Genomic DNA, 21,530 nt, shown 5'->3' on the forward strand with positions numbered 1-21,530 from the left:
CTTATTCACTATCCTCTGTCTGAGATATTTCTTTTTCAGTCTCTTGTATTAAGACTAACATACTTGCTTTAGAGAATGCAACGCCAATGTTTTCATTTCCTTCATGGGCAAAACGAGAATGATAGAGCGAATCAGAAAACCATGAAAGAACAGTAAAGGATGGATCGTAAATCGGTTCTGTGTACATGCCAGTCGTATTTTTTTTGTCCATCTGTCCTAATTTCAGCAATTTTTGGTATTCATCATTAGACAAGACAAATGTCTCAGTTGCGCTCAATTGTTCTTTACTGAACTGCCAGTTTTCCAATCGTTCAGCGGAAAAGATATTCTTTTGCTGTTTAGGCAAAAGCTCAAAAAGTTTTTGAGCATTCTTTTGACTTTCAGTTGAAATAGCGTATGTTTCAAGTTTTTCTTTCATTCTCAATAAATTGATCGTACGAATGACCTGATTACTTTTGATTGGATCAAATCCGGTCAATTGATTTTCAGGTATTAAAGGAAGTGCTTCCCCTTCAATCAATTGATAGGGCATCAGCGTCAATAACGATTCCTTATCAAGATAAACCACTGCAGCAAGTTCACTATCTCCTTGATTGAAAAACAAAATGGCGAACGATTGATTATCGAAAGCAATCAGCGGACGATAATTCATATCTTCTTCCATCAACTCTATGTTATAGTTTGTTTCTTTATATGTAAAAGCAAAATCTGAATAGATCGTCATCCGTTCTGAAACATCTGATAAATTCATTCCAATCGAAAATGGCACTAATTCTTTTGAATCGTTGAACGCTTTGATCATCGAAATTTTTTCATTTTGGACATTCACTTCTAGATAGTCTGCATCTTTTTCTCCGTAAGTCCATAGCTCATAAGGCATACCCGATGGTTGTTTTTCAAGAGGTTCACCGAATTTAGCAACAAATTCCGATATCGGCTTTCCAACATACTCCGCATATCCAGAAGCAGAAAGCTCTTCATATGGCAAAGCAGTATGGGAGACGTTCTGTCTCCCAAAATCATCTGCTACTTGCTTCGGTTTTTCAGCAGGAAAAAAGACAGGCTCTAAATAGCCAATCGTTAGGACTACTAAAAATACGCCCAAGAAAGCTAAAAATCGTCTCATCTTTTTCCCCACTTTTCACTTATTTTTCGCTGACTTCTATTAAAAGATCTCCAGAACTGATTGCTTCACCTTCGACAACATAGATATGTTCTACCTCGCCATCGAAACGTGCTTCAATCGTTGTTTCCATTTTCATTGCTTCAGTGACCAGTAAAGCATCACCTTTTTTGACCTTATCACCTTTTTTGACTAGCACTTGAAGTACAGAGCCAGACATCGTTGCACCAATCTGTTCTTTGTTCGTCGGCTCAGCTTTTCTTTTTGCCTGAATCGCTGATTTAACGGATGTATCTTTTATGACAACTTCTCTACGCTGCCCGTTCAAGTTGAAGAAGAGTACTCGATTTCCTTCAATATCAGGCTCACCAACTTCGTCTAGACGAATGATCAACGTTTTTCCTTTTTCAATTTGGACTTCTACTGATTCACCTTGACGAATACCTTGGAAGAAGGTTGGCGTATCCAACAACGTCACATCCCCAAAGTTTTGATAAGATGTACGATAATCTAAAAATACTTGCGGATACATCAAATAGCTTAAAATCTCTTCCAATTTAGGTTCATAGCCAATCAGTTCAGCCAGCTCGTCCTTAACTTTATCAAATTTTACAGGTGCCGCTAAGCTTCCGGGTCTTTCTGTAAACGCTGGACGTCCTTTTAAAATGATACTCTGAAGCTCTTTTGGAAAACCACCAACGGGTTGACCTAAGTCTCCTTGGAAAAAAGTGACTACTGATTCAGGGAAGCTCAAGCTTTCTCCATTAGAAAAAATATCCTCTTCTGTTAAATCATTTTGTACCATGAATAGCGCCATGTCTCCAACAACTTTTGAAGAAGGTGTTACTTTGACGATATCGCCAAACATTTGATTCACTGTATGATACATTTTTTTGATGTCATCCCATTTATGACCTAACCCAACTGCTTTTGCCTGTTGTTGTAAGTTAGAGTATTGTCCACCAGGCATTTCATGCATGTATACTTCTGTTTGCGGTGCATTCAATCCATTTTCAAACGGTTTGTAATACATACGAACATCTTCCCAGTAATGATTGATTTTTTGAGCATTATCAACATTGATATCAGGTGTTCTTTCACCATTAACTAAGGCATAATACAGACTGCTCATACTTGGTTGACTTGTTGCGCCACTCATTGCACTAGTCGCAACATCCACAATATCAACACCAGCTTTTGTTGCTGCAGAATACGTGATAATACCATTCCCGCTAGTATCATGGGTATGCAAATGTATAGGAAGATCCGTTGTTGCTTTCAATTCACTGATCAAACGGTAAGCAGCTTGTGGTTTTAGTAATCCAGCCATATCTTTGATTGCGATGATATGAGCGCCCATTTGTTCAAGCTCTTTCGTCATGTTTTTATAGTATTCAACGTTATATTTTGCTCTTGAAGGATCATTGATATCGCCAGTATAGCAAATAGCAGCTTCAGCGATTTTTCCAGTATCTCTAACTGCTTGAATACTTTTTTCCATTTGCGGAAGCCAGTTCAAGCTGTCAAAAATTCGAAAAACATCGATTCCTTGTCTTGCTGATTCTTTGATAAACTCTTCGATCACATTATCTGGATAGTTTTGATATCCTACTGCATTCGAACCTCTAAAGAGCATTTGCAGTAATGTGTTCGGCATCAATTTACGAATCTTGCGAAGTCTTTGCCACGGATCTTCATTTAAAAAACGATAAGCAACATCAAAGGTCGCGCCCCCCCACATCTCACTTGAGAATAATTCAGGTAGACCTTCTCCTGTCAGACGAGCAATTTCTTTAAAGTCCTGTGTTCTCACACGAGTCGCCAGTAAGCTTTGGTGGGCATCACGGAAGGTTGTATCTGTTAATAGTACATTTTCCTGTGCCTTGATCCAATCGATCACACCAGCAGCGCCTTTTGCATCTAAAATATTTTTAGCTGTGACGTAGTTTTCACGTAATTCTAAGTCAGTTGGAATCCGCGGTGCATCAAAGTATTTCTTTGTCGATTTTTCTACACCTGGGAAACCATTGACTGTTACTTCTCCAATATATTTCATCGTTTTATTTCCACGGTCTCTCAACTTAGGAAATTCGAATAATTGCGGTGTGTTGTCAATAAAAGTCGTCTTTGCTTCCCCCGATTGAAATTCAGGATGACCAATAACTTTATGAAGGAACGGGATATTTGTTTTGACTCCGCGAATTCTGAATTCACGTAAGCAACGCTCCATTTTTTGAATCGCTTTATCAAAGGTAAAACCATGCGTACAAACTTTTACTAAAAGTGAATCAAAGTAAGGTGTTACCACCGCACCAGAGTATGCATTCCCTACATCTAGACGCACACCAAATCCGCCTGGCGAACGATACGTATCGATTTTACCTGTATCAGGCATAAATTGATTCAACGGATCTTCTGTAGTGATTCGACATTGAATCGCTGCGCCGTTCAATGCAATATCTTTTTGTTGAGGAATTTTCATATCCTTATGCAAATCAAGTCCTTGTGCAATTTGCAGTTGAGAAACTACGATATCAATATCCGTGATCATTTCTGTAATCGTATGTTCCACCTGAACACGAGGATTGACTTCGATAAAGTAAAATTGATCCCCTTCAACTAGGAATTCAACCGTACCTGCATTGATATATCCGACATGCTGCATCAATTGGACAGCAGCATCACAGATTTTCAATCGTTGTTCTTCGTTCATCGAGATACACGGTGCAACTTCGACTACTTTTTGATGACGACGCTGAACAGAACAATCACGCTCAAATAAGTGAATAACGTTACCATGGCTGTCGCCTAGAATCTGGACTTCTATATGTTTAGGATTAGAGATATATTTTTCAACATAAACTTCATCTGAACCGAAGGCTGCTTTAGCTTCACTTTTAGCCCGATCATAACCTTCTCTCGCTTCTTTTTCATCATGAGCAACACGCATTCCACGACCGCCGCCGCCTAATGCTGCTTTGATCATGATCGGAAAGCCATGTGTCCGACCAAACTCTAACACTGCATCAACAGTTTGAACAGGACCATCCGAACCCGGAATCGAAGCAATACCTGCTGCAACTGCGGCTTCTTTCGCTTTGATCTTGTCACCAAATATGTCTAAGTGATGTAAAGAAGGACCTACGAAAATCAATCCTTCCTCTTCACAACGACGAGCAAATTCTAGATTTTCTGAAAGAAAACCATAGCCAGGATGGATCGCATCTGCTCCAGATTTCTTGGCAATGCGAATGATATCTTCCATATCAAGGTAGGCTTCAATTGGTTTTTTCCCTTTACCAACCAAATAAGCTTCGTCAGCTTTAAAACGATGTACTGAATATTCATCTTCTGCTGCATAGATTGCCACTGTCCCGATGTGCATCTCCGTACAGGCTCTAAAAATTCTGATTGCAATTTCTCCACGATTTGCTACTAAAACTTTTTTCATTCCTTCACTCCTACCTTTTTATTCAGCTAAACATCATTTATAAAAAATAGATTCTATTTAACTGCCTTCATTTTTATTGATTCCCAAATAATTGGTATTCTTGGGTCATTTTTTGTTTTTTCTCATCCGCACTGATGTTCAGCACAAAAGCAACCGCAATGGAGATGATCAATAGACTATTTCCTCCATGACTGAGAAATGGAAAAGTAATCCCAGTTAGTGGAATCACACCTGTAATTCCGCCTAGGTTAATGAAAACTTGTAATAATAACATCGAACCAATACCAATACACATTAAAGAATTGAATGGCTTTTTCGAACGAACACCAACTAAAATAATTCGCGCTATCATGAACATCAAAAGCGCTAAAATAATCAGCGATACAAGTAAGCCTAGCTCTTCGATTGTGATCGCAAATATAAAGTCTGAATGTGCTTCTGGCAAAAAGCCTTTTTTCTGTATACTATTTCCTAGTCCTTTACCGAACCAGCCGCCATTGTTGATGGCATAGTATGAATTCGCTAATTGATGTCCCGCATTACGTTCATCCGTAAATGGATTTAAAAAAATCGCAAAACGTTTGTAAACATACTGGTATTTCGCAGGAATAAACGCACCCTTACTTAAAATCAACGCTTCAATAATAAAAATACTTCCTAAGATCCCTGCTCCTCCAACCACATAGGTATACATGTAATTCACACCGCAAGCTAAAATCATAATGATCGCAATCAGCGTCAAAATCGCTGCATTACCAAGATCGGGCTGGATCGCAACAAGGGCAATCAAAAAACCAACTAAAAGCATTGGTCTGAACACAGCTTTTTTAAACTCTTTGTCGATATACTTCTGTCTTCTACCTAAAATGTAAGCTAAATACCAAATGATCATGATTTTCAAGTATTCAGCAGGCTGCATAGAAAATCCGCCTAAATATAGCCAACCGGATGCACCATTGATCGTTTTCCCTAATGGCGTAAACTTAACTGCCAATAGCAAAACAGAAATCACAGTGATGGCTAGCATAATGAAGCCTTTATTTTGAAAAACAGCGGTTTTCATTTTGTAAATAAAAAACATTGCCACTAAGCTTAAAACCCAAAACTGCAGTTGAGAAACGACCATACTAGTCGGCGGTTCCCCTTTTGTAACTAACAGTGAAGAAGTCGAACTATAGACCATGATCAGGCCTACTGCACTAAGAACCAAATATGGAATCAAAATGCTATAATCTAACAGGTGCCGCTTTTTTATCTTGTTTGGCAAAGTTTAGACCTCCTTGCCAATCTCTTTTTTTTCTTGTGTTTCCTCATAAACATCACTATATAATTGATTAAGTTCTTTCTCTAAATCACTTAATAATTGGTGTCCTTGGGTCGAACTCAAAATGCCAAGACGAATCGCATAAGTCACCTGACGAGAAAAACCATACATTTGCGTATCAACGACTTCTTCAAAAGCCTTACATTGGGAAATACATAAACTATTTTTTTGATTACGGATCAGCATCATGATCCTTTGTGCGTCATCATTTAACAGCTGAATCGCGAACTCTTTTGAAATGGATTCCATGTGCACTAAACCTCCCATCTTAATTATGTAATTATAGCATAATTTAGCTGATTATTAACAGAAATTTTCTGAAAATCACTTGTTTAACTCTTTTTTTAATTTTTAGCAAATTCGAATGGAAAAAATCTCATTTTTCTCTTTGTTTTTCTAAGATCAACAAATCTATCAAGCTTGCTCAAATAATCAATGAGTTTCTTCTAGAATTTTAGTTCAATCCATAAACGATTACATAATATATTACATAAATCCAGCTTAAAAGCCCATGAAATACTGCCCAAATGATACTATGCCAATTCACATAAGAAATGACCATCGCCAAAGCACAGCCAAAAGATATCCCAGCTTTTGCACCATCTTTCATCTTGATTCCTCCTAGTCTATTCATTTATTACGATGGAATAAGAATCTTTCCATCTGATTTTAACCAATCACTTACATCGATTTTTTTGATCAGAAGATATTCCCTTGGAATCTCTGGTTCCGACAACAAACCAAATTCACTCGCTTGCTGATAACCATAGCAGTTATCATAAGCAGAATCACCTACCAAAATGATCGCTTTCTCTTTCGCATCTTTAGCCGCTGCCTCGGCGGTTTCCATAAGTCTGGCTCCCACTCCTTTATTCCTTTGGTCTAATCTCACTGCCAAAGGAGCTAATAGCAGCAATTTGCTTTCCTCTTGTTCATTTTCGAAATGAATTCTTGTAAGCATGATATGTCCTACGATTTCGTCATTACACTCAGCAACGTATTCAAATTGAGGCAAATAATCCAAACTTTGTCGCAGACGTTGTACAAAATGATGTTCATCACCATCTTTAACTTTTGCCGTTTCGAAGGCCACTTTGATGAATCGATCGATCTTATCAACATCTCGTTTTTCCTTCAAACGAATAAACATATCATCGCCTCCTTCAAATCGTTATGTATTTAAATTCTTTCTACTTATAGTAACAGAATCTATTTTAAGAATCCATCAAAGACACTGTCCCATTTTATTCATTTAAAAGCTTATACAAAGAGATTCTCATAAGTTAGAAGCATTCGCTCTAACTTATGAGAATCTCTAATATAACATGTGGATGAAACAGAAGCGTCAAGCTTCGGAAACCAAGTCCTTCAATTCTTAGTATCTTTGATACTTAGAAATTGATATGATCGAAGCATAGCGTAGTGCTACTTCTGATTCCATCATTTATCGATATTTAAAGAACTTAGTATGTCACTCTCTATTTTTTCATGTCAACAACCATTCTACCTTTGATCTTACCTTGCTCCATTTCTTCAAAGATATCATTCACTTCATGTAAACAACGTGTTTCTACAACAGGAACAACTTTTCCTTCCGCGCCAAATTGGAAAGCTTCTTCTAAGTCTTTACGAGTTCCAACTAGTGATCCTACGATTTGAATGCCATCTAAGACTGTTTTCACGATTTCTAAATCCATTGTTTCCGGCGGAAGCCCAACTGCAACTACTTTCCCTGCCGCCCGAACGGAGTTCACAGCTTGATTGAATGCAACTTTGGAAACAGCTGTCACAACTGCTGCATGTGCGCCACCGATTTTAGCTTGGATCCACTCACCAGCGTCTCCATCTTTTAGCGGATTACACACTAGATCTGCACCCAGCTCTTTTGCAAATTCTAATTTATCATCGTTGATATCGATTGCAATTACTTTAGCATTAAAGACATTCTTTGCATATTGAATAGCCAGATTTCCTAAACCGCCGATACCATAAATAGCGATCCATTGGCCAGGCTTAACTTCCGACACCTTGATTGCCTTATAACAAGTAACACCCGCACAAGAAATACTACTTGCTTGAGCAGGATCCAATCCCTCAGGCACTTTTACTGCATAATTCGCTTTAACGATACACTGTTCTGCCATCGCTCCGTCAACTGAAAAACCTGCATTTTTTACTTGACGGCAAAATGTTTCACGACCGGTTATGCAATACTCACATGTACCACATCCTTCAAAGAACCATGCAATACTGACACGATCGCCGACTTTTAGATTATCTACATCAGAAGCAACTTCTTTAACGATCCCGATCCCTTCATGTCCTATGACACGTCCTGGCACTTCGCCAAAATCACCATGAGCAACATGTAAGTCTGTATGGCAGACACCACAATATTCAACATCCACCAAAGCTTCTCCTGCTTCAAGCGGTCTTAATTCTACTTCTTTGATTTCTACTTTTCCATTACTTTCCTTTGTTACAACAGCTGCTTTCACACGATCACTCCTACATTTATTATTAATAGTAATATTTACATTTTACCATGTACGAAATCGATTTAAAAGTCAAATGATAAAATTGTTCATCATTTTTGAAATTTTGTTCAAACTACATAATAAAAAAGGAAAATGAATCATTTTGCACGATTCATTTTCCTTTTTGTAATTGTATACTTTAATTTTTAGATTGCTGTTGTTGCACCGCGATATACGATTCCACGACGAGGGTCAACTGTGATCAATTCACCATTTTCAATAAGGTTTGTTGCATCAGCTGCACCAACAATAACAGGAATATCTTTGGCAATAGCAACTACTGCTGCATGAGAAGTTAATCCACCTTCTTCAACCACTAAAGCAATAGCTTTATCGATTGCAGGCATGTAGTCTTTATCTGTTGTTTTCACAACTAATATAGAACCTTCAACAGCGTTCGCCACTGCTTCTTCAGCAGTATTTGCAACTACTGCTTTAGCAATAACTGAATCTTCGCCGATTCCTTGACCTTGAACTAATTTTGATCCGATCATTTGGATCTTCATTAGGTTTGTTGTACCTTTTTCACCGACTGGAACACCTGCAGTGATGATGATTAGATCGCCTTCACTTGCAAAGCCTTCGTCTTGAGAAACGTGTGTTGCTAAGCTGAACATTTCATCAGTACTTGCTGGTTTTTCTGCAACTGTTGCATAAACGCCCCAAGATAATGATAAACTGCGTGCTTTTTGTTCAGTAAATGTGATTGCAACGATGTGTGCTTTCGGACGGTATTTAGAGATCATACGTGCTGTATGTCCTGATTCTGTCGCTGCAACGATCGTTTGGATACCTAAGTTACGCGCAGTATGTCCAACAGATTGGCCGATTGCTTCTGTCATATCTGTTTTGCTGTATAGTTTTAATGCAAATGAATCTTGGTTGATCAATGCTTCTTCCGTACGAACTGCGATGCGAGCCATTGTTTGAACTGCTTCTAAAGGATAATCTCCAGCTGCTGTTTCACCAGAAAGCATTACTGCATCTGTTCCGTCATAAATAGCGTTAGCAACGTCGTTTGCTTCTGCACGAGTCGGACGAGGATTGCGTTGCATAGAATCCAACATTTGTGTTGCAGTAATAACTGGTTTACCTAAAGCATTACATTTTTTGATCAATTCTTTTTGAACAACAGGAACATCTTCTGTTGGGATTTCTACACCCATATCTCCACGGGCAACCATTAAACCATCAGAAACTTTTAGGATCTCATCGATGTTGTCGATCCCTTCTTGGTTTTCGATTTTAGGAATGATTTGGATATGTGTTGCATTTTCTTCTTCTAAAATTTTTGTGATTTCTAGAACGTCTGTTGCACGGCGAACGAAACTTGCAGCGATAAAGTCAACGCCTTGTTCGATACCAAAACGGATATCAGCGGCATCTTTATCAGTGATTCCTGGAAGATTTACAGAAACACCAGGTACGTTAACACCTTTTTTATTTTTTAGTACGCCTTCGTTTTTAACTAATGTAACGATTTCGTTTGCTGAGCGGTCGATATCTGTTACTTCCAAATCGATCAAGCCATCATCTAAAAGAATATGTGAGCCGACGTTTACATCATTGATTAATTCTGGATAAGTAATTGAAAATTTTTCGTTTGTTCCTAAAACTTCTGTCATAGAAAGACGAATAGTATCACCTGTTTTTAGAGTGATTGCGCCATTTTCCATTTCGTTCGTACGAATCTCAGGACCTTTTGTGTCAAGTAAGATCGCAACACGTTTGCCAGTGATCTTAGCAGCCTCACGAATGTTTTTGATGCGGTTGCCATGTTCTTCAAAGTCACCATGTGAGAAGTTCAAACGGCAAACATTCATCCCTGCATTCATTAAGTTTACTAGCATATCAACGGATTCACTAGCTGGTCCGATCGTACATACGATTTTCGTTTTTTTCATTACCAAACGCTCCTATTCCAATTTTGTTTGTACATTATGAAGATTTATCTATTTTCCTCAAGGTTTCTTTAGAATATTGATTAGAAAGAAATCTCTTGATTTAAATCATAAAGTGATAAGTCAGGTTTATGTTTGTGGTTTTCAAGTGTATCAACGATATCAGCTGAAACGACTTGGTTATCCAGCATACCGATACATTGACCGCCCTTGCCGGCTTTCAATAATTCCACTGCATATGAACCAAACTTACTTGCCAATACACGATCACGCGCACTTGGAGAACCACCGCGGACCACATGTCCTAAAATAGACACACGAGTATGGAAATCACCATGTTCAGAAAGTTTTTCGGCAAATTCATTACCGCCCATCACGCCTTCTGCTAAAATGATCAAGCAATGTTTCTTCCCGCGATCACGGCCTTCTCTGATTCGTTTAGCTACATTGACCATGTCAAAGTCATGCTCTGGAATGATGATTTCGTCTGCACCACCGGCAACTCCAGACCATAGCGCGATATCTCCTGCTCCACGACCCATTACTTCGATCACGAATGTACGTACGTGAGAGGTAGCAGTATCACGAATACGGTCGATTGATTCCAATACAGTATTGATTGCTGTATCAAATCCAATCGTAAAATCAGTCCCAGGAATATCATTATCGATCGTACCTGGAATTCCAACAGCAGGGAATCCGCGTTTTGTCAGCGCCATCGCACCATGATAAGAACCGTCACCACCGATAACGACCAAACCTTCAATGCCGAATTTTTTCAATTGTTCGATCCCTTTTAGCTGGCCTTCTTCTGTTGCAAATTCTGGATAGCGGGCAGAGTAAAGAAATGTTCCCCCACGCTGAATTTTATCGCCAACATCTGCAATATCCAAACGGCGGATATCACCAGCCACTAAGCCTGCAAAACCGTAGTTGATCCCATAAACTTCGATTCCGTCATAAATCCCTTTACGTACCACTGCACGAATTGCAGCGTTCATTCCTGGGGCGTCTCCCCCACTGGTTAAAATACCGATACGTTTCATTCGTTCTTTCACCTCATAATAATATACTTTTAAGCTGCAACAGGTTTTGTCACAGTTATTAATACTCAAAAATATTACGTCACTCATTTTACCATTAATAGTGCAAAATGTCTTGATTTAAGAAGAAAAAATTGAAAAAAGATGAAAACAATTAGTATTATTTACCGTAAATCATTTGAAAACGACATTTTCAGCTCCTAAAATCTCTATCAGCTGTTCTTTTACCTCAATCGTCTCAGTCAACCAATTTTCTTCTCCTAGAACCAATTTTTTCCCATCTTTTTCAAAATAAATAATTACAGGTACGTTTCCTTTATTTTGTTTGAGCAGCTGGTTCACATTGAACAAGATGTCTTTTTGATCTTTTTCCTTTGTTATTTTCAGATAACAGGTTGTTGCACTGATACTTTGTTCGATCTCACTGGCTTTTTCGATCCTATTGACTAGCAGCTGCAGTTCTTGATTATAGTTACTCTTTTCTACTTTTCCTTCAACAAAATAGACCTGATTCTGCTCCACATTTTGCCTTAACGATCTAAAAACAGTTGGAAACAAGGTCAGAGACAATGACCCCGTCAGATCATCCCCTTCAACGAAAGCCATCTGCTCACCCTTTTTCGTCCGAATCACACGAACATCCTTGACATAAATCAGCAAACGGGCAGCTTGATTTTCTACGACATCACTGATTTGCATTGTTTGTTTAGCAATTCGAGTCTTTTTGAATTCTTCTGTTGGATGTCCTGACAAATAAACACCTAAATATTGTTCTTCCTGCTCTAATTTTTCTTCAAGTGTATAGTCGGCTACTTCTACTTCTTTCAATTTTAGTGTTTCTTCTAAAAGATTCATGCTCCCGCCGCTATAAATAATATTTTGAATTTCACTATCTAAGCCGACCGCTAGCTGCCTTCTATTTGGCTGCAGTTCGTCAAAGGCGCCAATTGCGATCAAAGGTTGAATATTTTCTGCCTTCAGCCACTTACGATCGATACGTAATAAGAACTGATCGAATGATTGAAAGACACCTCGTTCTTTGCGTTCCTGTAAAATATTTTGAATGAAATCTCTTCGTATACCTTTTAGAGAGCTGAAACCAAACATGATCTGATCGTCTTTGGTCAAATAAAAACTATATTGGCTCGTATTGATCGACGGCTGTAGTATCGTTACTTTATTCTTTCTTGCTTCTCCAATATATTCTTTGATTTTATTGGGATTGTGCCGAACAGAATGCAAGATTGCAGCATAGAAAGCTCCAGGATAATGAACTTTTAAATAAGCCATTTGAAACCCAATAAAAGAATAAGCAAAGGCATGAGACCGGTTGAACCCATAATTTGCAAAACGTTCAATATAGTCATAGATCATATTTGCCGTTTTTTCATCGTGTCCTTGATCGATAGCACCATCTACAAAATGTTTTCTTTCTTCATCCAACACATCTTTCTTCTTTTTACTAACAGCTCGACGTAAAATATCTGCTTGCCCTAAACTAAAACCAGCCATTTGGGAAGCAACTTGAATGATTTGTTCTTGATAAACAATGATTCCATAGGTATTCTTTAAAATTGGTTCTAAGCTTGCATCAGGATAAGTTAATGGTTCCAACCCTTTCTTTCTGCGAATAAACAGATCAATATTCTGCATGGGGCCAGGTCGATACAATGCATTGACGGCAGCAATATCTTCAATACTTGTCGGTCCTAATTTTCTTAATACATTTCTAATTCCTGCTGATTCAAATTGAAAAACACCACTTGTTTCCCCACGTCTGAAAAGTGCTAATGTTTTTTCATCATCCAAAGGAATTTGATTCAGTACGATCTCTTTTCGATAGACTCGCTTAACTGTTTTGATCGTATCATCCAGAATGGACAAATTTCTCAATCCAAGAAAATCCATTTTCAACAAACCAATTTTTTCAACATCATTCATCGTAAATTGGGTAAGCAAAATATCGTTTGTTCCAGATTGTAACGGAACTAATTCAAGTAAATTCAAATCGCTGATGACTACTCCGGCCGCATGAGTCGATACGTGACGCGGAAGTCCTTCCAATCGTTTAGCTGTATCGAATAACAAGCGGTTCGTTTCAGATGAATTGACCAGCTCAACTAATTTCTTCGATTCTTCATAGGCAGTATTCAATGTCATTTTCAATGCATTTGGCACTGCACTTGACCAACGGTTCGATTCACTTTGCGAAAGCCCAAAAACTCTGGCAACGTCTCTTAAGACCATTTTTGCTGCCATTGTACCGAAGGTCGCGATTTGTGCCATGTGATAATGTCCATATTTTTCCCGAACATAAAGCAGTACTTCTTCTCGGCGATTATCTGGAATATCTAAATCGATATCGGGCATCGAATGTCTTTCAGGATTTAAAAAACGCTCAAAAAGCAAATCATATTTGATTGGATCAACGTCTGTGATCGACAATACATATGAAACAAGTGAGCCAGCAGCCGATCCACGGCCAGCGCCCGTGACAATTTTTCTTTCATGGGCAAATGCCATAACATCCCATACGATCAGGAAATAGTCATCAAAGCCCATTGTATGAATAATGTCCAGCTCTTTTTCTAAACGTGCTTCATAGACAGAAGAAAATCCTGGTACTCTCTCCGGAAGCTTTTTTAAACACAATTCTCTTAAAAACACCCCAGCATCTTGTCCATCAGGAATTGGATAATGTGGTAACAATCGTTGATGTAAAGGTATTTCTAAAGAACATGAGGCAGCGATATGTTCTGCATTTTCAAGAGCAGTTCTACCACTTTTCACCTCAAGCTGTTTTGCCGCATCTTCTTGGTTTCTTAAGAAATATGGACCATCGATCTTTGTTTCTTCCACATTCAACGACATCTGTTGTCCTTCATCGATATGCGCTAAAACATTTAGAGCAAAGCCGTCTTCACGATGTAAATAGCGTGTCTCTTGTAAAGCGATCAGCGGTTGTTTTTGATTTGTATAGAATTCGAACAGTTCAGGATCTGATTCTGGATTGCTGGTAAATGATGCTCCTATATAAAAAGAATCATCATCAAATAATTGCACTAATTGTGCCAGCGTTTCCGTCCCTTCTTGTTCACCTCTTTTAAAAGCTGCAGTGACTTCACCAGTATCTGAAGGCATCACCGCATACAAATGAGATAAATAGTCGCTGACTGATTCTATATAAAAAACTTTTTCGCCTGTCATTTTGGCCGTTGAAATTTGCATTAGATTTTGATATCCTTGAAGATCTTTTGCATACAAAAGAAGTCTAGCTGCTTGTTCTGCTTTTTGGGGAGTATATTCTAAAGTTAAACCGATGATCGGTTTGATGGATTCTTTTTTACACGCTTCATAAAACTCAATGGCTCCGTGCAGCACATTGATGTCTGCGATCCCTAAGGTCTTGTACCCTAGCTTTTTAGCTTGTCGAACAAGTTCCGGGATACGTATGGTACTAGAAAGCAAGGAATAAGAAGTAATCGTATTTAACTGTGGAAAGCGCATAAGACATCTCCTTTTCATATTGTCATTTTAAATCAACATTGTCACTTTCAAATTCTTTACATTTAGAAAAATTGTGCTAAACTAAAAGCTAGAAAAGAGGTGTGAGCCATGCGTTACATTCTTGTATTGTTGTGGTCCTTTATACTAGGTCAAGTCGTGGGTTATATCGGCGGTGCCTTAACAAACGGAACCTATGATTTCATGTTAACAACTATTATATCATTGATTTGCGGTTTTGTTATTCTGTTGATCGGCCAATTTGCACTACCGAAAAAAGAGACGACAAAACAAGTGCAATAAATTATTTTTTATTCTTTTGATATCAATCGATAATAGACGATCGATCCAACCAAATAGTAAAGTATACTCTCGATTATACACTGTTTGATTGGCTCTGTCGTCTATTTTTTGTATCCTCATTCTCAATGATCTACTCGCTAACGGAATGGTTTTTTACTTAATTTTTCGTTGTGATAAAAATAAGCAGCCCAACAATCAGACTACTTAATCAACTATCTAGGCTGTTTTGATTCATCTTTTTTTCATCTATGCATTTTTCTTCAAAAACCACTTCTTGATAGTTACAATTTCTTCGTTAAAATTTTTCGAAAATTAAATAAAGATAGACAAATATTTCCAAAGACAAAGCAGGCGGTCACAATGAAAACAGAACTATAGCCCATCCCGTGCGCCACAGTTGATCCAATCATCGGACCTAATACTTGACCAAAATTACTGAACATTTGATTGTAGCTATAAATACGGCTCACACCCTCAGACGGTGTAAGCTTACTGATCAGTGTATTGATCGACGGCATTAAAGCACCTGTTGAAAATCCTAAAATGAAACGGAGCAGTCCTAATTGAAAAGGTGTTTTAACAAAGGCCATTGGGATGTAGCAAAGCAGTGACAAAACCAGACCTGCTAATAAAACTTTATGATTACCGATCTTATCTCCCAGCTTCCCTAGGATCGGTGATGAAATCACAGCAGACACTCCCGCTACTGAAACGATCAAACCACTGACAAACAAAATATTCCCTGTATTGCTGCTCAACGAACGAATATACAACGTTAAAATAGGGCTGATACTAGTTACACCAATTTGCAAAATCAGTGTTGTAATAAATAAGCCAATCAACACAGATACATGATCCATTTGAGCAAAAATCTCCTTTGTGCTCAATAGATCTTTCTTCTCTACTGGCTTGAAATCTTCTTTTACCATAAAAACGGTCAACAACGTAGTGATCAGCAAGACAACTCCTGTAATGATAAAGACATTTTCCATACCGAACCATTGAGCTAATGCGCCGCCAAACGAAGGACCAATCAATGTTCCAGCTACGGCACCAGTCGACAACGTTCCTAAAGCCCAGCCGCTTTTTTCTCTAGGCGCCTGCGAGGCGATCATTGCTGTCGCGTTTGGGATATACCCTGATAAAATCCCATTAAAAAAACGCAAAATCAATAGCCAATAAACATTTGGTACAAAAGCCAACGCCCCCATCGTGATCGTCATACCAGCCGCAGCCCGGATCATCATCAACTTCCGTCCTTTACGATCTGCTAAATTCCCCCAGATCGGCGCCACGATCGCAGCAGCAAAAGCTGTAACCGAAATCGCAAGTCCCGAAAATAATTCTATCTGACTTTTCGGAGTGCCAAGTTGTTCCACATAAACAGGAATAAAAGGCATGACCAAACTAATACTGGAACCCGTAAAGAAACACCCCAACCAAGCAACCATCAAGTTCTTTTTCCAATCAATTTTCATATCCGTTTACACCTCACAAGTTCTTCACTATTAACTATACTCCAAAAAGTGTAATCTCTCAAAAAAATTTCAGCAAATAAAAAGCAAAAGAGCGAAACAAAACTAAAAATCAGTTTTGTTTCGCTCTCTAAATCCATATAAACGGCAGGAAAAAAGCAGCTCCTTCTTATTTCTTGGAGCTAAAGACTTTTGTCTTAGCCTCTAAATCAAGACTACAAAATCGCTAAAATAATAAAGTTCAAAATAAATAATGCATTTACGATCCAAAGAATCGGCGAGATTTCTGCTATCTTTCCTTTTGCTACTTTTACAACCACATAAAAGATAAAACCAGCTGCAATACCATATGAAATGCTATAGCATAAACCCATGAAGATCGAAGCGAAAAATGCAGGAATTGCTTCTTCTAAGTTAGTCCATTCAATATCTTTGAAGGAAGCTAACATCATTACCCCAACAAGAATCAACGCTGGCGCTGTTGCTTGGGCAGGAACGATCGCAATCAGTGGTGAAAACAAACTGCTCAAAGCAAACATTGCAGCAACTACTACTGATGTCAAGCCAGTCCGTCCGCCAGCACCGATCCCAGCTGCACTTTCCACGTAAGTCGTCGTATTTGATGTCCCGAAAACTGCACCGATCGATGTGGCAACAGCATCCGCAAACAATGCTTTATCCATTTTCGTTGAGAATCCTTTGCTGTCTTCTAAAGCCAGTTCGTCTTCTTTTGAGAAAATTCCCGTGCGGCGTCCGGTACCAATAAATGTTCCGATCGTGTCAAAAGTATCAGACAGGCTAAATGCGATCACAGTCATCAATACTTGAGGAATTTTTGAAGCATCACTAAACAAAGACTGCATCCCTTCTGAACCAAACGCGGCTCCGAATGTTGTCTTCAGTTCCCCTAATGAGTTGCCTAAAGAATTTTGCTGCCAGTTGATGGCAGATAAATCAACCACACCTAACGGAATTGCAATGATCGTTGTTGCAACAATTCCGATCAAAATAGAACCGCGAACATTCAACACAACTAAAACAGTTGTTAAAACCAAACCAATAACGGCTAAGATAATTTCAGGATTGTTGAAGTTTCCTAATGCAGGAACAATACTATCTCCATTCACTGCACCATTTTTTGGCTCAGCTTGTACAGTAAAATCCAATAATTTCGCATTTTTGATTCCCACATAAGCCACAAAAATACCGATCCCGCCACCGATTGCATGCTGCATACTTTCTGGAATTGCTTTGATGATCAATTTGCGGATCTTGGTCACTGTTATCAAAATATTAATCAGCCCGCAAATAAAGACCATTGCTAATGCTTGCTGCCATGTATAACCTAATCCAAAAACAACTGTAAATGTAAAAAACGCATTTAAACCCATTCCCGGTGCTTGTGCATATGGAACATTTGCAAAAAGTCCCATGATCAAAGTACCAATGATCGATGCAATGATCGTCGCTAAAAAGACTGCCTGAAACGGCATTCCTGTTTGTGATAAAATGGATGGATTTACAAATAAGATATAGCTCATTGCAAAAAATGTCGTTACCCCAGCCATCATTTCAGTTGAAACGTTTGTCTTGTTTTCCTTCAATTTGAAAAACTTTTCCATTTACTTATGTCTCTCCCTTTTCTCGATCCAAGTTCTTCACTTTTCAGTCAAGGCTTTTCTCTTTACTCAATATATCTCAGGAAAATGATTAAATCAGACGATAAAGCTGATCAATATAATAAGTGCTCGTTCTTGTTTCCTGATGAATACTTATAAAGTATAAGCTAGAAAATTTCATTTTTCAACAAATTATTAACTTTAAACCCTGTTTTTATTTTTAATGTTCGTGTTTTTAGGAAGTCACAAAAAAGGCACATGGTATCTTTTGCTACCACGTACCTTTTTTCTATTTATAATAAGCTACGTTCTCTTTTTTAAGAAAACGACAAAGCCTGAGCTGACTGATAACCAACCTACAACAGCAATAAATGAAGTTGATTGTTCACCTGTTTTTGGCAATTCACCTTTTCCACCGGCCTCAGAAGATTTAGTAGAAATTTCTGTAGACGAGTCGGAAATAGTCTTTTTCGGTAAGATAGGGATCGTAAAAACTGCTTGGTTATTTTCATTGTCAATCACTAAAGCTGTTAGCTTTTCTTTACCTGCAAGCTTCAATGGTGCCACATTCAATTTGATGAGCCCTTCACCATCTGCTTGGCCTTGAAGATCACCTGTCGGAATCTCCGATGTCCTTGTTGCAGTTTGAGGTAGATCGCCAGTAAAAATGACAATCGTAGCATTCGGTAATGTTACTCCTCTTAAAAGCTCATCGTCTTCGTACAAAGGATCAAAAATCGTTGCCTTTTCCAATCGATCATTGTCTGTCGGCTCAGGTGTTGGTTCGACTGGTTCAACTGGATCAGCCAATGCTTTACGTCCTTCGATCGACGCCTCGATCAATTCTCCTGCCGCTTCTTTACTTTCGATATAACTAATAAACGTTTCTGTATCTGGCTGAATCGCGTTGACTAACCGGCTCTCAGTAAAACTTGAAAAGCCATCTCCTCCGCCAAATAAAAAATCATTGATCACAACCAAATAAGGCTGCTCTGCTTGAATCGGTGTTCCATCACTTTTATACATCTCTTTCACTGCATAGGGCTGATTCGCATCCCTTGTTTCAGCAAAAGTATATTTTAAACCTGAAATTTGTAAAAAGTAGCGTTCTTCTTCGTCATATTGCTCGTTGAGCACTTGTTGGATCTGCGCACCAGTCATTTCTACGACTTGCAGGATATTTCCGAATGGCTGAACTGCCTGTGCAGCTCCCCACGTGATTTCACCATCGGCACCTACGATCAAATCTGCACGGATACCGCCATTGTTTGTCATCGCAAAGTCAGCATCGATCCCTTGTGCTTTAGCCATTGCCACTTGTCCGTCTGTGATCAAATTACCTAACGGTGATTCTTTACATTCATTGACTTCACGAGTGATCGACTGACTTCCCTTAGCTGTTCCGATTTTCTTGTTTGTCACAATAGAAACTCGAACTTGCGCGTCTTTTACTGTTTTATCGACAGCTTCATCCACTTTCGGGGTTGCTTTCCCTGCAGGGTCAACCGCTGAGACAGTTGCATCCGGCGTTTTTACAAAATCGTTGGTCTTTGGATCTAATGTTCCTTGAAGATCGATATAGCCCTTCCCTTGCGACGTTGATTGAACGACTCTTGTATTATTGACTACACCATTAGTATATTGATGATTATGTGCAGCAAAAAAAGCATCGACACTATTTTCAGGATAGATTTTATTGACTTCATTTAGAATTTCTGCTGCTTCGCCTTCCACTTTTCCTGCTTTACTTGTTGCTGGAATATGAGCTAAAACAACGATCGCGTTTACTCCTTGATTTCTCAGTTGTTTAGAATAGTAGGCTATCGTTTGTGCCTCATCTAAAAAATCATAGGCTTCATAATGCTCTCGCAACACCAAATTAGGAATTTCTGTTGTAACCACGCCGATAAAACCAACCTTGACTTTATTAGCCTCAGTACCGACTTCCCTGATCGTATATGGCTGCCAGCCAAATGGAATTTCTTCGGTACCTTTTTTGACCACATTCCCAATGACTATTTGCGTTTTAGAGGCTTCTCTTGGGTATACCGTCAAAATACCATATGGATCATCAACTGGTTTTGTACCCGTCATGATTCGGTTGAATTCTGCCAGACCTTCATCAAATTCATGATTGCCAAGCGTCCCTATTGAAAAGTCCATTTGATTCAAGACTTTGATCGTTGGTTCGTCTTGAAGTAAACCTGAACTCGCCGGACTTGCTCCTACCATGTCACCAGCTTGAACACGTAAGGTTTGTCCACCTTTATTATTTTTTGAAAACTGTTCCTGAGCTTGATTGAGATACCCTGCTAATAACGGTGCAGTTCCAGCTTTTTCAACTTTATTTCCTAAATCGTCATAAAATGATCCAGTCGTATTCAATGCACCATGAAAATCATTGATCCCTAATAATTGAAAAGGAATCAGTTCTTCTTGATTAGATAATTCTATCTGTTCAGCTTTTGCTTGTTCGTTTGTTGTTTCTGCTTGCGCTGCTCCATTGCCCCACACAATTGCGCTGCTGATTCCTCCAATAACAAAGAAAATTGTTACTAAAGAATTATGCCACTTTTTCATTCCGTATACTCCTTCGCTTTTATTCCCTAATAATTACTTAATTAAAGAGTAACAAGTTCCAAACACGCTGTCAATGACTTCTATCAATTCTATTTTTGCTGTTTTATGGTAAAAATCATTCCCAATAAAATCAGTTGGAATACTGTAAGCAGGAAAATAAACAACCATTTTTCTTGTGACCATTGAAAAAAAATTATCTGTAAAGTGTTAACTGGCTTGGTAAATAGGTATGCACTATGTAGACGATCAAAACGCCCGACGAAAATCGCTAGACTTGATAAACCAGAGATAAGGAATGTGACCAGTCCAAATTGCCAGTTTTTAGTCACGAGCCCCTTTTTTCTTGCTTCATAATTTAACGTAAATAATGTACTCATCCCCAAAATACCGTATACCAAAATGCCCGTAGCTAAAAGAACAAATTTACTCCAATCATGGATCGACTGAAGAAAAATCTGATTCTGTCCTTGATAGATCGTCAGCTCTGCTAAATGAAAGAAATCAGTAAATAAATATGGCGCGTTCGGATAAAAGATCAGCCAGAAAGCTGCAATAAAATAAAACGACTTTCGATTGACCCGCCCAAAATAAAAACTAATTTCAATCGGGATATATGCAAGAAATACATTGAGCGCCATAAACTGATAGCTATTTGCAACTAGCAGCATAT

15 protein-coding genes are annotated in these 21,530 nt (G+C 38.6%); 1 reads left to right on the top strand and 14 read right to left on the bottom strand.

Annotated elements, in window-relative coordinates:
- Position 1: 1 nt before the first annotated feature.
- From A5889_RS02280 to dnaE, 10 genes are all read right to left on the bottom strand, one after another.
- Positions 2-1,126, bottom strand: coding sequence for a CAP-associated domain-containing protein (locus A5889_RS02280; RefSeq protein WP_087640254.1), 1,125 nt, complete (start codon positions 1,124-1,126; stop codon positions 2-4).
- A 19-nt stretch (positions 1,127-1,145) separates the two neighbouring features.
- Entirely contained in the window at positions 1,146-4,574 is a 3,429-nt protein-coding gene (locus A5889_RS02285; protein ID WP_087640255.1) for a pyruvate carboxylase, read from the bottom strand.
- 73 nt (positions 4,575-4,647) lie between these two features.
- Positions 4,648-5,841: an FtsW/RodA/SpoVE family cell cycle protein gene (locus A5889_RS02290; RefSeq protein WP_087640256.1), complete on the bottom strand. Its 1,194-nt coding sequence runs from the start codon at positions 5,839-5,841 to the stop codon at positions 4,648-4,650.
- A 3-nt stretch (positions 5,842-5,844) separates the two neighbouring features.
- Positions 5,845-6,147 carry a YlaN family protein gene (locus A5889_RS02295; RefSeq protein ID WP_087640257.1) on the bottom strand — a complete coding sequence of 101 codons (303 nt, stop codon included), beginning with the start codon at positions 6,145-6,147 and terminating at the stop codon, positions 5,845-5,847.
- A 205-nt stretch (positions 6,148-6,352) separates the two neighbouring features.
- Positions 6,353-6,508, bottom strand: coding sequence for a hypothetical protein (locus A5889_RS02300; RefSeq protein ID WP_207114542.1), 156 nt, complete (start codon positions 6,506-6,508; stop codon positions 6,353-6,355).
- A gap of 27 nt (positions 6,509-6,535) precedes the next feature.
- Entirely contained in the window at positions 6,536-7,048 is a 513-nt protein-coding gene (locus tag A5889_RS02305; RefSeq protein ID WP_087640258.1) for a GNAT family N-acetyltransferase, read from the bottom strand.
- Between the two features lie 328 nt (positions 7,049-7,376).
- On the bottom strand, positions 7,377-8,396 hold the full coding sequence (gene adhP, locus A5889_RS02310; protein ID WP_087640259.1) for an alcohol dehydrogenase AdhP: 1,020 nt from the start codon (positions 8,394-8,396) through the stop codon (positions 7,377-7,379).
- A gap of 185 nt (positions 8,397-8,581) precedes the next feature.
- Positions 8,582-10,339 (bottom strand): pyruvate kinase, encoded by a 1,758-nt coding sequence (gene pyk, locus A5889_RS02315; RefSeq protein WP_087640260.1) that lies wholly within the window; start codon positions 10,337-10,339, stop codon positions 8,582-8,584.
- Positions 10,340-10,419: 80 nt separating this feature from the next.
- The gene (pfkA, locus tag A5889_RS02320) at positions 10,420-11,382 is read right to left on the bottom strand and encodes a 6-phosphofructokinase (protein WP_087640261.1); all 963 of its coding nucleotides are present in this window, start codon (positions 11,380-11,382) and stop codon (positions 10,420-10,422) included.
- Between the two features lie 171 nt (positions 11,383-11,553).
- Complete coding sequence (dnaE, locus tag A5889_RS02325) at positions 11,554-14,886, bottom strand: DNA polymerase III subunit alpha (protein ID WP_087640262.1); 3,333 nt, start codon at positions 14,884-14,886, stop codon at positions 11,554-11,556.
- 108 nt (positions 14,887-14,994) lie between these two features.
- On the opposite strand from dnaE, the gene A5889_RS02330 reads away from it, so the two are divergent.
- The gene (locus A5889_RS02330) at positions 14,995-15,186 is read left to right on the top strand and encodes a YjzD family protein (protein ID WP_087640263.1); all 192 of its coding nucleotides are present in this window, start codon (positions 14,995-14,997) and stop codon (positions 15,184-15,186) included.
- Positions 15,187-15,467: 281 nt separating this feature from the next.
- Here A5889_RS02330 and A5889_RS02335 read toward each other — a convergent pair whose 3' ends face one another.
- From A5889_RS02335 to A5889_RS02350, 4 genes are all read right to left on the bottom strand, one after another.
- Positions 15,468-16,664, bottom strand: a complete 1,197-nt coding sequence (locus A5889_RS02335) for a multidrug efflux MFS transporter (RefSeq protein ID WP_087640264.1) — start codon at positions 16,662-16,664, stop codon at positions 15,468-15,470.
- A gap of 212 nt (positions 16,665-16,876) precedes the next feature.
- Entirely contained in the window at positions 16,877-18,283 is a 1,407-nt protein-coding gene (locus tag A5889_RS02340; protein WP_087640265.1) for an NCS2 family permease, read from the bottom strand.
- A gap of 300 nt (positions 18,284-18,583) precedes the next feature.
- Positions 18,584-20,860, bottom strand: a complete 2,277-nt coding sequence (locus A5889_RS02345) for a 5'-nucleotidase C-terminal domain-containing protein (protein ID WP_087640266.1) — start codon at positions 20,858-20,860, stop codon at positions 18,584-18,586.
- An 89-nt stretch (positions 20,861-20,949) separates the two neighbouring features.
- On the bottom strand, positions 20,950-21,528 hold the full coding sequence (locus tag A5889_RS02350) for a DUF1361 domain-containing protein (RefSeq protein ID WP_087640437.1): 579 nt from the start codon (positions 21,526-21,528) through the stop codon (positions 20,950-20,952).
- Positions 21,529-21,530 lie beyond the last annotated feature (2 nt).

It is taken from the genome of Enterococcus sp. 9D6_DIV0238 (genome assembly GCF_002174455.2).
GTDB classification, from domain to species: domain Bacteria; phylum Bacillota; class Bacilli; order Lactobacillales; family Enterococcaceae; genus Enterococcus_L; species Enterococcus_L dunnyi.

Excerpts from the sequence above, each read along its gene's own strand:
- A5889_RS02335 (WP_087640264.1), bottom strand. The coding sequence starts at position 16,664 with ATGAAAATTGATTGGAAAAAGAACTTGATGGTTGCTTGGTTGGGGTGT.
- pfkA (WP_087640261.1), bottom strand. The coding sequence starts at position 11,382 with ATGAAACGTATCGGTATTTTAACCAGTGGGGGAGACGCCCCAGGAATG.
- A5889_RS02305 (WP_087640258.1), bottom strand. The coding sequence starts at position 7,048 with ATGTTTATTCGTTTGAAGGAAAAACGAGATGTTGATAAGATCGATCGA.
- A5889_RS02295 (WP_087640257.1), bottom strand. The coding sequence starts at position 6,147 with ATGGAATCCATTTCAAAAGAGTTCGCGATTCAGCTGTTAAATGATGAC.
- A5889_RS02340 (WP_087640265.1), bottom strand. The coding sequence starts at position 18,283 with ATGGAAAAGTTTTTCAAATTGAAGGAAAACAAGACAAACGTTTCAACT.
- pyk (WP_087640260.1), bottom strand. The coding sequence starts at position 10,339 with ATGAAAAAAACGAAAATCGTATGTACGATCGGACCAGCTAGTGAATCC.
- A5889_RS02280 (WP_087640254.1), bottom strand. The coding sequence starts at position 1,126 with ATGAGACGATTTTTAGCTTTCTTGGGCGTATTTTTAGTAGTCCTAACG.
- A5889_RS02330 (WP_087640263.1), top strand. The coding sequence starts at position 14,995 with ATGCGTTACATTCTTGTATTGTTGTGGTCCTTTATACTAGGTCAAGTC.
- A5889_RS02285 (WP_087640255.1), bottom strand. The coding sequence starts at position 4,574 with ATGAAAAAAGTTTTAGTAGCAAATCGTGGAGAAATTGCAATCAGAATT.
- dnaE (WP_087640262.1), bottom strand. The coding sequence starts at position 14,886 with ATGCGCTTTCCACAGTTAAATACGATTACTTCTTATTCCTTGCTTTCT.
- A5889_RS02350 (WP_087640437.1), bottom strand. The coding sequence starts at position 21,528 with ATGCTGCTAGTTGCAAATAGCTATCAGTTTATGGCGCTCAATGTATTT.
- A5889_RS02345 (WP_087640266.1), bottom strand. The coding sequence starts at position 20,860 with ATGAAAAAGTGGCATAATTCTTTAGTAACAATTTTCTTTGTTATTGGA.
- A5889_RS02300 (WP_207114542.1), bottom strand. The coding sequence starts at position 6,508 with ATGAAAGATGGTGCAAAAGCTGGGATATCTTTTGGCTGTGCTTTGGCG.